At 31.9% G+C, this 14,620-nt stretch carries 12 protein-coding genes; all 12 read right to left on the bottom strand.

Features of this window, described 5'->3' with window-relative positions; translation table 11 throughout:
• Positions 1 to 202: 202 nt before the first annotated feature.
• The gene (locus tag HMPREF1984_RS00620; RefSeq protein WP_021765922.1) at positions 203 to 1,279 is read right to left on the bottom strand and encodes a hypothetical protein; all 1,077 of its coding nucleotides are present in this window, start codon (positions 1,277 to 1,279) and stop codon (positions 203 to 205) included.
• Between the two features lie 265 nt (positions 1,280 to 1,544).
• Positions 1,545 to 3,134, bottom strand: a complete 1,590-nt coding sequence (locus HMPREF1984_RS00615) for a glycoside hydrolase family 57 protein (protein ID WP_036099295.1) — start codon at positions 3,132 to 3,134, stop codon at positions 1,545 to 1,547.
• A gap of 201 nt (positions 3,135 to 3,335) precedes the next feature.
• Positions 3,336 to 4,247, bottom strand: a complete 912-nt coding sequence (locus HMPREF1984_RS00610; protein WP_021765920.1) for a diacylglycerol kinase family protein — start codon at positions 4,245 to 4,247, stop codon at positions 3,336 to 3,338.
• Positions 4,248 to 4,355: 108 nt separating this feature from the next.
• Entirely contained in the window at positions 4,356 to 6,518 is a 2,163-nt protein-coding gene (locus tag HMPREF1984_RS00605) for a patatin-like phospholipase family protein (RefSeq protein ID WP_021765919.1), read from the bottom strand.
• A gap of 14 nt (positions 6,519 to 6,532) precedes the next feature.
• The gene (locus HMPREF1984_RS00600; protein WP_021765918.1) at positions 6,533 to 7,228 is read right to left on the bottom strand and encodes a YjjG family noncanonical pyrimidine nucleotidase; all 696 of its coding nucleotides are present in this window, start codon (positions 7,226 to 7,228) and stop codon (positions 6,533 to 6,535) included.
• A 189-nt stretch (positions 7,229 to 7,417) separates the two neighbouring features.
• A complete protein-coding gene (locus HMPREF1984_RS00595) occupies positions 7,418 to 9,187 on the bottom strand; it encodes a DEAD/DEAH box helicase (RefSeq protein ID WP_021765917.1) in 1,770 nt (589 codons plus the stop codon).
• Between the two features lie 212 nt (positions 9,188 to 9,399).
• Entirely contained in the window at positions 9,400 to 10,191 is a 792-nt protein-coding gene (locus tag HMPREF1984_RS00590; RefSeq protein ID WP_036099235.1) for an ABC transporter permease, read from the bottom strand.
• Entirely contained in the window at positions 10,191 to 11,033 is an 843-nt protein-coding gene (locus HMPREF1984_RS00585) for an ABC transporter permease (protein ID WP_036099291.1), read from the bottom strand. Before HMPREF1984_RS00585 ends, HMPREF1984_RS00590 begins: the two co-directional genes overlap by 1 nt.
• Before the next feature lie 26 nt (positions 11,034 to 11,059).
• Positions 11,060 to 12,163 carry an ABC transporter ATP-binding protein gene (locus HMPREF1984_RS00580; protein WP_021765913.1) on the bottom strand — a complete coding sequence of 368 codons (1,104 nt, stop codon included), beginning with the start codon at positions 12,161 to 12,163 and terminating at the stop codon, positions 11,060 to 11,062.
• 500 nt (positions 12,164 to 12,663) lie between these two features.
• Positions 12,664 to 13,191, bottom strand: a complete 528-nt coding sequence (locus HMPREF1984_RS00575; protein WP_021765912.1) for a chromate transporter — start codon at positions 13,189 to 13,191, stop codon at positions 12,664 to 12,666.
• A complete protein-coding gene (locus HMPREF1984_RS00570; protein WP_021765911.1) occupies positions 13,191 to 13,733 on the bottom strand; it encodes a chromate transporter in 543 nt (180 codons plus the stop codon). The genes HMPREF1984_RS00575 and HMPREF1984_RS00570 overlap by 1 nt, the downstream gene beginning before the upstream one ends.
• Before the next feature lie 18 nt (positions 13,734 to 13,751).
• Entirely contained in the window at positions 13,752 to 14,615 is an 864-nt protein-coding gene (locus HMPREF1984_RS00565; RefSeq protein ID WP_021765910.1) for an aldo/keto reductase, read from the bottom strand.
• Positions 14,616 to 14,620 lie beyond the last annotated feature (5 nt).

Genomic DNA, 14,620 nt, shown 5'->3' with positions numbered 1-14,620 from the left:
TTATATTGATTTTACCTCAGCTATAATTTTTTATATTATAGCACGATTTTCAAATAATAATATTATTTTTTGTTACATACATATTGTAATTTATAATATAAAAAAATTATCTTTATATTGCGTTTCAACAAAATTATATATTGATTTTTTAAATATATTTTTTATAATTTTATTTCTATAATCCTTATAACTTTTGTAATATTTATTTATTTTCTAATTTTGATATTCTTTTTTCATAATCTAATCTTTTTTCTATTTCATTATTTTTATTAATTAATTCTTGTATTTGTTCTTCTAACTTGGAAATATTTTCATTTTTTTCTGGAAAATAGCCAAAGCTAACTCCACCTATTACAATAAGAACCATTCCCATAGTTATTGGAAAAAGTATTTTAATCACTTTATTTTTAATTCTTTCATCAAAATTTATTAAATAAAATAATCCACTCATTGTTATCAAAATTACTCCACATATCATAGACCATATTGAAAAATGATTATTTTTTATATTTAATATACTCGATATCCCTAATCCAATCACTGAAAATATTGACAAAAATATTCCCATTGTATTTAATATATTTTTTCCATAAGATTTTTGTTGTTCTATTTCTTTTACAAAAATCTTTAAAAAATTATATAAATAATATTGATTAGCAATTATACTATTTCTCATACTTCTTTCATAATTTGAATTTTTCAACTTTATTTCTCTTATTTTATTATCCAATAAATTAATCTCATTTAAATTTTTTTCTGAAATAATATCAAAAAACTCTTTAATAATTACATCTAACGTCTTCATATCTTCTTTTAAATTTTCGATATCTTCTGATACTTTTAATTTATTTTCATCTATAAAATCAAGTGTTTCTTTTACTTTCTTACAATGTTCTTCCCAGATGATTATATTTTCAAAATTACCAATATTATAATCTAATATTTGAAAATAAATGGTGTCAATATTGGACTGTATAGCAAATGAATTAGAGCCATATGGCCATCTTGGATTATTTACCATAGTGTATTTATTTCTCTCATAATGTGAATTAAAATTTAAAAATGCAATATAAAGTCCAATAAAATAATTCGAAATATCATCTGCATTAAAAGATTGATAACTTTGATTATCTATATTATCATCTATTAATTTTGAAAAATCTTCAAATGTTTTTAAATTAGATGGATTTTTTTTCTTATACATTTCATAAAATTTTTTTTTATTATAATCATTATTGTATTTTTTATCATACTGTTGATTTATAAATTTATTTACCATTTTATTTCATCCTTTTTCATATTTATTTTAATTATTTCATAGTTGGTTTCTATTTATTAATGTATTATAAAAAGTACATAGTAAAATTTATTTAAAAAGCTCTAATTCTATTTGATTTTTCAAAAGAACAATTTAATATTAAATAATATTAAAGATAAAATTTAACTTAAAACAATCTATATCCTTAATTTTTTGAATAATAAATTAAGGATATAGATTTAATTCTACTTATATCTTTTTGGGTAATTTTCTTTTTAATAATTGACTATAACCAGCTAGTTCTGTACATTCTGTAGTCTATTTCAGGGAATATGTTGTCTCTTGACTCTATCTCAGCAACCCATGATTCATCAAGGGTACCATTTTTAAAGTCTTCATACAGCTTAAATAATCTATGCACATGGTCACTTACCTTTTTGTGAGCATATCCAACCATTGTTCCTGTATACATTATAAATTCCCAGCATGAAGTCTGTGCCATCATAAGTTCCCTAGCCATTTGATTCAATGCTCTATATTCCAGTTCATTGTATGGTTCTCTTCCATTTGCCACTTCTATCATTTTTTGGGCAGCCTTATGCAGATGTCTGTAAGCATAGTCATTTGACCCGTCTATCCATACATCATAATATCCATTTGCTCCCCAGCTTGACATACTTACATCCACTATCTGGTTAGTTGGATATCTTTCAAGATACTGATAAGGAGTTATTGTAGAGAAATTAGATTCTGCAGTTGCTCTAAATACCCACTCAAGGAAAATAGGCCCTTCATACCACCAGTGACCATAAAGTTCCGCATCATAAGGAGATACTACAATCGGCTTTCTATATTTCATTTTTGAAGCCAGAAATTCTATCTGCTTTGATCTGTTATAAACAAAGTTATAAGCATGTTCCTTTGCTCTTCCATATGCGGCATCAGGATCATAAACAGCTTTGAAAGTTCCTTTTTTATCAGTTATTGCGTGATATTTTATTCCCATGTTTCTTCTTACTCCGTCACTGTGGAGATATGGTTTTACATATTCATAATCCAGTTCATATCCTGCATCCTTATGGAATTCCCTGTAAACTCCGTCACCAGGATAACCTATTTCTGAACTCCATACCTGCTCAGAAGACTCAAGATCCCTTGCAAATGCCGCTACTCCATTTTTAGTATACACTGGAGAATAAATTCCATATACAGGTCTTGGATCACTGTGCATTATTCCATGGGCATCCACAAGGAAATATCTTATCCCATGTTTTTCAAGGAACTTATCCTGTCCAGGATAATAAGCACATTCTGCAAGCCATATCCCTTTAGGTTCTCTATTGAAGTTTTTAATGTAATCTTTTTTAGCCATATAAACCTGAGCATTTACAGCTTCCGGATAATCCTTCATTACCGGAAGGAATCCATGCGTTGCAGTAACAGGTATTATTTCAAGGTTCCCCTGATCCTGAAACTTTCTAAATGCTCCAACTAAATCTCTTGCATATTTATCTTCATATACAGATTTTGCTCTTTTATGGAACCATAAGTTGTGATTAGCTACTTTGAGCATATCTGGATATTCTTTCAATCTTTCTACTTCTAATTCACAGAATTCTATTAATTTATTTAAATGTTTAACATATCTGCTTCTAAGCAGGTCATCATTTAACATATTAACCAATGTTCCTGACATTGTTATTGTTAAATTCCATGGGATGTTATCTCTCGTAAGATTTTCAAACATTTCAAGAAGGGGTATATATGTTTCAGTAATCGCTTCATACAGCCAGTCTTCTTCCAAAAATTCCTCATACTCAGGGTGTCTTACATACGGCAGATGCGCATGCAGTACAAAACTCAAATATCCATTCATAACTTCTTCCTCCATCTTTAAGTATATTCTTCCACACTTCAAATTATACACTATATTTATACCACATTTTTTCAATTTTTAAAACTTATTTATTAAAATTATTTTTCATTTTTGTATTCCCTTATACATATTTCAAAGGTGAAAGTCCTTTAAACCTCTTTATTTTAGCTACTTTATCCTAATTTTCCCTTTACTTGTAAATTACTGTCTAAAAATTTTAAGCCTGTTACTTATAAATCTTATTTCAGCTTTTTTATTTTTACCTTCTTCTCCGTCAATGCTCACACCTACTTCATCATCTATTTTTTCAATTACACAGCTTTTAGCAGTGACAGTTCTCACATAATCATTATTTTCAAGATTGCTGTTAATAAGGTCTAAAAGAACTGCAGGTAAATCAAAAGGATTTTCTATATTCTTCACAATCAGTATATTCATAAGACCGTCATTCATATCAGCATTATCAATAACACTGTCAAATCCTCCTACACTCTTTCCATTTAAAATCATGTATAATATTGCCTTCTCATTTATTTTTTCACCGCTGTCAAGAGTTATATTCAAATCAAATTTTCTAATATTTGTCAGTTCAGCCAGTCCCGCAATATGATATGCAGTTTTTCCTATTACTTTTTTCAGGTTTTTATCAGTATTATAGGAAACCTTTGTGAAAAGGCCTCCCGCATAAGAAGATAAAAATACAGTTTTGTTATTTATAAGTCCAAAATCTAATGGTTTTGCCTTTCCATTTACAATATTGTCAACCCATTTTTTAACATCATCTCCCAGATTCAACGACTTTGCCAAATCATTTGAAGTCCCTGTTGGAAATATTGCAACATCAGGAAATTCAATTTCTTCATTATACAGCTGGCTTAAACTTTTACTTAATGTACCATCTCCACCTGATAGAATTAATATATCGTATTTCTCATTTTTAAGGATGTTTGCCAGCTCATTGTATTCCCTGCTTATACTGTAAAGTGTAAGAGTAATTCCATTCTTTAAAAGACTGCTTGCTATCAGGTCGAAATTATTCAATATTAAGTCTGAATTACCTGATTTCGGGTTATACACAAGAAGAGCTTTTTTTAATTTTCTTTTTTCCTTCATGTTCACTTCTATGAGGCTGTCTCAAAAATTAAAGAATAATAATATTTTTCATATTTTATAAATTTTGATATAGCCTCATAATCTCCTTTCATTCTGTTATTTTTGTATCTAATTTTCATTAAATGATTTTGGATCATATCCAAAATTCAGGAAATATCTCACATCTTCTCCCGGACTTTTGGCAACTCCCACATATCCAGGGCCTAAAGGTGTTCTTACTCCTAATCCCAATCCATAACTTTCCTTTTTTTCTTTCCCAAAACTGTAACTTTTATCAGAAACAGTTGCAAATGATGCATTTGCTCCCACAAATATAATTCTTGAAAATTTATACTGCATATTTATTTTACCGACAAAAATACTATTTCCTCTTATTTTGTCTGCAGGAACTCCATCAAATGCTAATGAATAGTATCCCTCCTGAAATCCTCCCATTTTTGGCCTGTATGTTTCAGGAATTTTTTCACCGTCACTTGTAATGTATGCCACTCCAGGTGTAAGTGTTAAATTTTTTCCTAATGGGATATTTACTTCGGCTTTAGCATACAGGGCATTAAATTCTGCATTTTTAGAATTTGCTACTGTATATTCTGCCTTCAGATATGTCCCTTTCGTAGGAAAAGCTATGGAATCCCTGCTATCCTGTGTAAGTGATGCTTCAAGATAAGGGAATCTTATTTTTGCACTTTCCTTTTCATCCATATGCCCCTTAACATGAGACATTTCGTATCCTCCACCTAAAAGCAAGAGTGTGTTTTTACTAATTTCCATACCTAGTCCTATTCCGGCTTTAAATCTTCTGTTATTAAATTCATATTTATTTCCTGCATAATACTGGTTTTTTATAATATCCTTCCTGAAGTCAAAATTTCCTATAAACAGAACTCTGTTATCCTTTCCAATTGCCATTATTCCTGATCCGTTTACTCCATATTCATTTGCAATTATTCCATTCAGCCTATATCTTGTATCTGCGTTATTTATGGTCTTATTTCCCTGTATACCCACAGTTACAGTTGCCATATCCTCATTATTTACATTTCCGGAAAGTGTCAGGTAGTCTCCTGCCTTTTCCTGGACATTTATTACTAAAGTGTCGTTATTTTTCACTTCATAGTAGACAGTGGAAAAATCTCCATTTCCATACAGTTCATCAACAATTTTTTCCATGTCACTTTTTTTCATCATTCCTAAATTTTTTGGAAGATATTTATTAAAATATTTTTTCTCATACTTCTTATTTCCTCTGATTTCAACATGCTTTATATCATATTCATCTTTCCATGTTTTTCTGAATTCACGTCTTTTTTCTTCCAGTTCTGCAAATTTTTCAGGATTACTTAACTTTCTTATGCTTTCTATATTATCCCTGGCCACCTTTTCTCCGGCAGCTATTATTTCCTTCACCTTCCCAAAATCATATGATTCTATTTTTTCAAGGTTTGGTGTCATGTATAAATCAAGCATTCTTATCTGTCTTTCAACTTCCTGCCTACCTGCTATTGTCATTGAGTCAGATATTACTCCGGCTATATTAAGTTTTTCAGGATCCCTTTTAGAAAAACCTTCTCCTACGTTTACTCCTATTGTATAGTCTGCCCCCAGCACCTTCACATCCTGAACAGGCAGATTTCTTACAACTCCTCCGTCCACATAAAGTCTTTCTCCATCCTGAACCGGATTAAAAACTGACGGTATGGAAAGGCTTGATCTTACAGCAGTTGCAATTGAACCCCTGTCTATCATGACTCTTTCTCCTGTATTCAGATCTGTTGCCACAAGTGCAAATTTTTTAGGAAATTTTTTAAAATCATTTACTTCCAGAACACCAAAAAACAGATTATTCAGCTGTTCACTGGCACTTTTCCCTCCAACTGCTCCTGAAGGAATTTTCGGTATGAATTTTTCCATAGGAAGTACCATAGTATTCCTGTCTTCTATCAGATTTCTTGATATTCCCTTGTCCTTTCTTTCTATACTGTCATTGAAAAGACTTATCCAGTCCATTTCTAATGCAATTTTTTCTATTTCATCAGGAGTATACCCTATGCTGTAAAGCCCTCCAATAATACTTCCCATACTTGTTCCCGTTACATATTCCACAGGAACCTTCTCTTCCTCCAGCACCTTCAGTACTCCTATATGTGCCAGTCCTCTTGCTGTCCCTCCACTGAGGACAAGGCCTACACGCTTATCTTCCTGTGCAAATACACTGTTTCCAATTAAAACAAATAAAAATATCGCATATATTATTTTTCTAATTTTTCCCATATTTTACCTGCCTTTTATAAAATATTGCATATTTCTTCTAATTTTGTAACAACATATTTTGGCTTTATTTTATCGTTTGGAGCATCCTTTTTCAGATTTACCCAGCATGTATCTATTCCAAAATTAATTCCTCCCTGAATATCTGCCGACAGGGAATCCCCCACCATTATAGCCTCTTTTTTATCCTCAGTTCCAAGTTCCTTCAGGGCATATTCAAAAATTCCTGGATTTGGCTTACTTATCCCTACTTCTTCCGAAATTATTATTTTATCTATATATTTTCCTATTGGAGATTTTCCAATCCTTGAATACTGGACTTCCTTCATTCCATTAGTAACTATTCCAAGCTTGTATTTCCCATATAAGTACTTGCACACCTCTTCAGCTCCGTCAAGAAGAAACGCTCCTTCTCCGAGACGTTTCAGATATTGTTTACTAAACTCTTCAGGATTGTAACTCAAATTTGCTTTTTCAAATAACATTCTAAATCTCTCAATCTTCAGTTCTGTACTTGTAATTTCCCCTTTTTCCAGTTTTTCCCATAGCAAATCATTTATAGCTTTATATTCCTTTTTTATTTCTTCAAATTCACTTTCACTTCCATTACTGAAAAAATCAAAATCTTCAAATGTTGCCTTTATTGCATATTTTTCAGCTTTTGGATAGTCAAATAGTGTATTATCAATATCAAGTAATATTGTTTTATACATTTTTCACCTCTCATCTTTTCATAATTCCTAATAAGTGACTTCTTAGTCATTTTAATATATAATATTATTTTTTCTTCCTTTTGTCAATACATAAATTGTAATAAAGGAGCCGTTCCAAAAGTATCGATTTAAAAATCCTTTTACCTTTAAAACAGCCCCTCTCTAATAAAAGTGAACCTTATTCTTTATTTACTTCTTTTTACTTCTTCCAGATGATTTATCTGACTTTTTTGATTTATCTTTTGATTTTTTTTCCTTAGATTTTGAAGAAGTCTTTTTATCATCTGATTTTTTAGATCTTCTTGAAGATTTTTCCTTTTCACCTGATTTTTTCTTTTTAGAATCTTTTTCCGATCTTCTTCCTCTTTTTTTACCTTCTGAAGATCCACCTCCTGATACTCCTCCAGTTGCCTTTTCAACTAATGGTTTTGAATCCTTTTTAGAGTTCAGTGCTCTCATTATGAATTCAGCTTCCTGTAAAGGTACAGTTATAAATGAATATTTATCCATTATCTTAATATCCTTAACTTTTCTTCCAGGAGTTTTTGCCTTTTTATTTAACAGGTCAAGCAGTCTTCCAGGATTGTATCCGTCCTTGCTTCCAAGAGCAATGAAAAGTCTTGTCTTGTCTTCAATTTTTACCTTGACATCCTGTATTTCTCCATAACTTTCAGGCAGGAATTCATCCTCATAGAAGTGTCTTAAAATCGAAGAAACAACCTGTCTTGCATCTCTTTCTTCAAGCAGTTTGTCTGCAAAACTTTCATAGCTTGTGTAGTCTTCTTCTTTTATTATTTCATCAATATAAGCAATTAAAGCTTCTTTCTTTGCTTCTATTATTTCACTTACGTTTGGTATTGATTCCCTTTTAATGTCAGTCTTTGTAACTCTCTTTATCTGAGCCAGAGTTCTTGCTTCCCTAGGCGTTACAAATGTTATTGCTATCCCTTTATGCCCCGCTCTTCCAGTTCTTCCTATTCTATGAACGTAAGATTCTGCTTCCTGAGGTATAGCATAGTTTATAACATGCGTAAGGTTACTTACATCTATTCCTCTTGCTGCAACATCTGTCGCTACAAGTATTGTAAGTACTTTTTTCTTGAAAAGGTCAAGAGCTTTCTGTCTTAATCCCTGAGTTATATCCCCATGAATACATTCAGCATCGTAGTTTCTTGCCTTAAGTCTATTTGTAACATCATCTACTTCAGATTTTGTACGGCAGAAAACAATTCCATAAAAATCCTGAGTATAGTCTAAAACTCTGCAAAGTGCTTCAAACTTGTCTTCCTGTTTAACTTCATAATAAATCTGTTCTGTCAGATCTGTTGTAAGTTCCTGTTTTTTAACCTTTAAAAGCTTGTAGTCATCCATAAACTTTTTAGCAATGTCCATTATTGCTTTAGGCATTGTAGCTGAGAAAAATAACATTTTCTTTTCATCATTTGTTTCTTCAAGTATAAGTTCAATATCTTCCAGGAATCCCATGTTAAGCATTTCATCAGCTTCATCAAGGACAAAATAGTCAAGATTATTTACCTTTAATACTTTCTTTCTCATCAGATCCATTACTCTTCCAGGAGTTCCAACTACAATGTCCACTCCAGATTTAAGTTTCTTTATCTGATTTTCTATGGAAGCTCCTCCATATACAGCCAGAACCCTGATGTCCTTTTTACCCTTTAAAGAGTAGATTTCATCTGCAACCTGGTTTGCCAGTTCCCTTGTAGGTGCCAGTATCAGAGCTTTTACCGTTTTGTCAGCTTCAACTGTTTCCAGTATTGGTATTCCAAAAGCGGCAGTTTTTCCTGTTCCTGTTTGTGCCTGTCCTATAAGGTGTGTTCTTTCCTTTAATAATTCGGGTATAACTAATTTCTGTATATCACTTGGTTCTTCAAATCCTTTTTTTTCTAACGCATCAAGTACTTCAATACTTAATCCGAAATCTTCAAATTTTTGCATTTCTTTTTTTACCTTCCTTTACATCTTGCATTTTGCGTATCTGATATTCTGTGTAAATATCTTTATTATATATTATAATTTTGATATATCATAGCTATTAATAAATTTAATACATCCTATTATATCATATTTTTTAAAATTCTGCTCATTTATTTTTTGAATATTGTTTTTTTTATTTTCCCATACCTGTATTTTCATCGAATTTTCCACTATTAATTAAGCATATATTTCTGTAATTTTCTGCTCGACAGGGATAAAATAATAGTTCCTATTATTAATATAGTCGATAATGCATTTATTACAGGGGAAACTCCAAATTTAATCATTGAATATATCTGAACTGGCAATGTATTTGAATTTGTTCCTGTAACAAAGCTTGTAATTACAAAGTCATCCAGCGACAAAGTCATCGCCATCAGGAACGCAGATATTATTCCCGGCATCATGGAAGGCAGTATAACCTTAATCAAAGTCTGAAATTCATTTGCTCCCAGATCTCTTGCAGCCTCAACTATTGAATAGTCAAATTCATCCAGTCTCGCCATTATTATAAACAATGAAAACGGAATATTAAATGTAGTGTGAGCTATAAATATAGTCTTCATTCCAAGTTCCATACCTTGATATGCACCTATCTGCATGTTAAAGAATATAAGCAGTGCCACCCCTATTATAAGGTCAGGCAGTATAAGCGGTATATAATTCAGGAACTTTACATAATTTTTCAATCTGGAATTGTACCATTTTATTCCTATTGCTCCAAATGTTGCTATAAATACTGAAAATACTGACGATGTTAAACCTATAAGAATACTTCTTCCAAAAGCCTGCCACAAATCAGGAGAGCTTGTAAACAGTTCTATATACCATTTCAGTGAAAAACCTGTCCATAAAAAGTTTTTTGAATTATTAAACGATAATGTTACAAGCATCACTATAGGCAAATAGAAAAATATCATTACAAGTACGAAAAACAACAGTGAAATTCTTCTTTTTTCATTCATTATTCTTCCTCCTTTTCCATTTTCATTGACAGCCATACTCCAAAAGTTGTTATTACTATGAAAACTGTTGAAATTGCTGAAGCTGTAGGCCAGTCCCTAAGCTGAAACATTCTGTTTGCAATAATATTTCCAAGCATTACTCCGTCTGTTCCTCCTACAAGGTCAGGAACAGCATATGAACCTATTGCCGGAACAAGAGTAAATATTGTTGCAGTAACCATTCCTGATTTTATTCCGGGAAGAAAAACTCTAACTAAAGCCTGAAACTTGTTTGCTCCTAAATCACTTGCCGCATCAAGCAGTGAAAAATCAAATTTTTCAATTGCTGAATACAGAGGCAGTATCGCATAAGGTAAAAATACATATACACTTATTATTATTACTGCATTTCTATTATACAGAAGTGCCAGCGGTTCTTTCATTCCAAATATTTTCATAAGAAAATGGTTTACAATCCCTTTATTTCCTAGTATTGCTATGAAGGAAAAAATTCTTACAAGAAAATTAGTCCAGAAAGGGATTACTATAAGCAGTAACCACAAATTCTTGTACTTTGATCTTGAAATATAATAGGCAACAGGTAACGCCAGAAATAAAGTTATAGCAGTTATCCAGAATGATATATTTATTGTTTTAATAGATATTTTTAAAATATCGCTTGAAGTAAACAGCAGTTTGTAGGCAGCCAATGTCTGTTTTATTGGCATTGCAATTCCACCATAGGCACCTTTTTTCAAAAAACTGAAAATTATTATTATAAGTGTCGGTATACCGAAAAACAGTGTCATCCATAAACTGATCGGCAGATAATATATCCATTTTAAAGGGCCATTTTCATTTATTTTTTTTATTTTTTTCTTTGCCAATATCAGTTCACCTCCACTAAGTAAGCATCTTCATAATGCCAGTAAAAATAAACTTTTTCTTTCCATTCGAAAAGCTCTTCCTCAGTCAGGAAGTTTCTATGCTGATCATAAACTTTTATCAGTTTATTCATTCCATCAACTTTTATAAACAATTTACTCTGGAATCCAGTATAAATAACTTCATCTACAGTTCCTTTTATTACTTTATAGTTGTCGTTATCTGTATATCTTGGCTCAGTGTCTACCTTTATTTTTTCCGGTCTAAGTGTAAGCTTTACGTTATCCCCCACTTTTACAGGTTTATCAAGTTCTATTTTAAATCTTCCAATTTCATCATTTTCAGCATATCCATATTTGTCATGCACTTCAATAACTTTTCCTTCAATGAAATTTGTTTCTCCTATAAAGTCTGCCACAAATCCATTTGCAGGCATTTCATATATTTCATTTGGAGTTCCTATCTGAAGAACTTCCCCTTTACTCATAACTGCTATTCTGTCAGAAACACTCAGTGCCTCCTCCTGGTCATGAGTTACAAATACGAATGTTATTCCAACTTCGTCATGTATAGTATCCAGTTCAATTAATAATTTCTGTCTTAATTTTGCATCAAGGGCTGAAAGTGGTTCGTCCAGCAGTAATACATCCGGTTTGCTGATTAGCGCCCTGGCTATAGAAACTCTCTGTTTCTGTCCTCCCGATAAGCTGGAAGGCATTTTATCCTTATGTTCCTGTAATCCCACCAATTCAAGATATTTCAATACTTCCTTTTCTATCTCTTCCTTTGCAGTTTTCTTTATTTTCAAAGGAAATGCCACATTTTCAAATACTGTCATATTTGGAAACAGTGCATAGTTCTGGAAAACAGTATTTACGTTCCTTTCATTAGGATTCAGATGATCTATAACTTCTCCGTTTATGGAAATAGACCCTTTATCCGGCCTTATAAACCCGGCAATCATTCTCAGCAATGTCGTCTTACCGCAACCTGATGGTCCCAGCAATGAAAAAAACTCTCCTTTTTTTATTTCAATGTTGATATTTTTTAGAATTTCGTCTTTTCCGAAGGTTTTCCCTACGTTTTTGATTTCAAGATTTTTTTTCAATGTCTTCTCCTTTCAACTCCCAACTATATTAATTTTTTAACTTAAAAATAAGTTTGTAAAATACAAACTTATCTGATTATATCACATTATTTTGAAATTTTATATAAAAATATGAAAAATATTTTTTATATTTTTACATTTCTTCTGCAAATTGGATTTCATATATACTAGATACACATAAAATAAAGAAACTGTCTCAAAAAATAATATAGAAGAGCTGTCTCAAAAAGAAAAATTTAAAAAACATGTGGAAAACTATATTTTTGGATTATCTAGAATTTTACAATGTAAAACAGGAAATGAATTTAGGAAAAGTCATCTGTCTGAGCCTTCAGGCAAGTTTTTGACTTTTCCTTAATAAATGACTGTTTTGTATGAGTAAAATTTTAGTAAATGAAAAAAATACAGTTTTCCATATATTATATTTAATTCTTACTATTTTGAGACAGTTCTTTCATATTTTTAATTTTTGAGACAGCTCCATTATTTTAAATTGTATTTTAATATATAAGTATTCCAATTATTGCAGCTCCTATTGTCAGCCATATGGCATTTACCTTCCATTTCAGAAACAGCAGCAATGCGGCTCCAAATATTATAAAACTTTTATAATCTATAAAATTATCCTTATCCATAAGCAGTATCGTTGCTGAAAGAATAAGCCCTACAACAACTATTCTCAATCCTGCAAATGCATTGCTTATATATTTGTTATCCTTAAATTTCAGGAAAAACATACTGAAAAGGGTCATTACTATGACAGATGGCAGTATTAATCCCACCGTTGCCACTGTTGCCCCTACAACATTTCCAGTTACAAGGTATCCAACATAAGTGGAAGAATTTATTGCTATAGGTCCCGGTGTCACCTGCGAAACAGCCACTATATCTGTAAACTGGGTTACACTTATCCATTTATGTGACTCTACAACTTCCTTCTGTATAAGAGGAAGAATTGCGTATCCCCCACCAAAGCTGAAAAGTCCTATTTTAAAGAACACCATAAATAAAGCCCATAATTCTGCCATTATTCAGCCCCCTTTCTGTTCATCATCCAAATATTTCCTGCTATTGCTCCCACTATTATAACCAGTATGGGTGGAAATTTAAACTGTGAAACGAGAACTGCTATTGCCAGAACAATAATCAATGTAAATTTATTTATCTTTGCCTGTTTTCCTATTGTGTAGACACTTCCTCCAATAAGTGCAACAACCATTGGTCTTATTGCCTTGAAGGCCTTAATGACATAAGGATTATTCTGAAAATTCTGAAACAGTGCCGCCAGCAGCCATATAATAAGAAATGCCGGTAATGCCGCTCCAAGTACTGTTGCAAGCATTCCTAAATACTTCTTAATCTTAAAGCCTACAAACACTGCCATATTTATTGCCAACGCCCCGGGAGAAGATTGAGCTAATGCCAGCAGATTTATAAACTCCTCCTTTTCTATCCATTTCTTTTTTTCAACAATTTCATTCTGAATAAGCGGAACCATTGCATACCCTCCTCCAAGGGTAAAGCTGCCTATCTTAAAAAATATCCAGAACAGTTCAAAATATATTTTCATTCTATTCCTCTTTCATTTTTAATATCTTCCTAAATTAGGATCTGAACCTGTATATCCTGCCGGTCCCATATTTGTTATTTTATCCATATCTTCTTCAGAAAGTTCAAAATTAAATACTTCAAAATTACTTTTTATTCTTTCAGGTGTTACTGATTTTGGCAGTGCCACCACTTCCTGCTGAATAATCCATCTGAGACATATCTGAGCTATTGTTTTATTGTATTTTTGTGCTATTCCTGCCAGAAATTCATTTTCAAGAATCACACCACGGCCTAAAGGGCTCCATGCTTCCACTACTATTCCATGTTTTTTACAAAATTCAACAGTTTCCTTCTGATTGTGACCAGGATGAAACTCTATCTGATCCACCATTGGCTTTATTTCACAGTCAGACATTAGTTCCTCCAGATGATGTACAAGAAAATTACTCACTCCTATGGCTTTTATTTTCCCTTCCTTATAAAGTTTTTCCATGGCTTTCCATGTTTCCCTTATCCTGCTTTGCCACTCATCTGCATAATCTTTCGTAACAGGCCAGTGAATCAGATATAAATCCAAATAGTCAATATTCAACCTTTTCAGTGAATTATCAAAGGCACGGAGGGTATTTTCATACCCCTGCTCTGTATTCCACACCTTTGTTGTTACAAATATATCTTCTCTGTTAAGTTCTGTCAGTTTCAGTCCTTCCCTTATTCCAGTTCCCACATTTTCTTCATTTTTGTAAAAGGATGCCGTATCTATGTGCCTATATCCGGTTTTTATAGCTTCCCTGACTGAATTTACAGCTATTTCATCATCTTCAATCTTATATGTTCCAAATCCTAAAACAGGAATTTTTACCCCATTTGAAAGTATAAGTTTTTTATCCGGATTTTTCATAGGTT

The sequence above is a fragment of the Leptotrichia sp. oral taxon 215 str. W9775 genome (assembly GCF_000469505.1).
Lineage (GTDB): Bacteria > Fusobacteriota > Fusobacteriia > Fusobacteriales > Leptotrichiaceae > Leptotrichia_A.
This window is presented reverse-complemented; position numbering and strand designations above follow the sequence as displayed.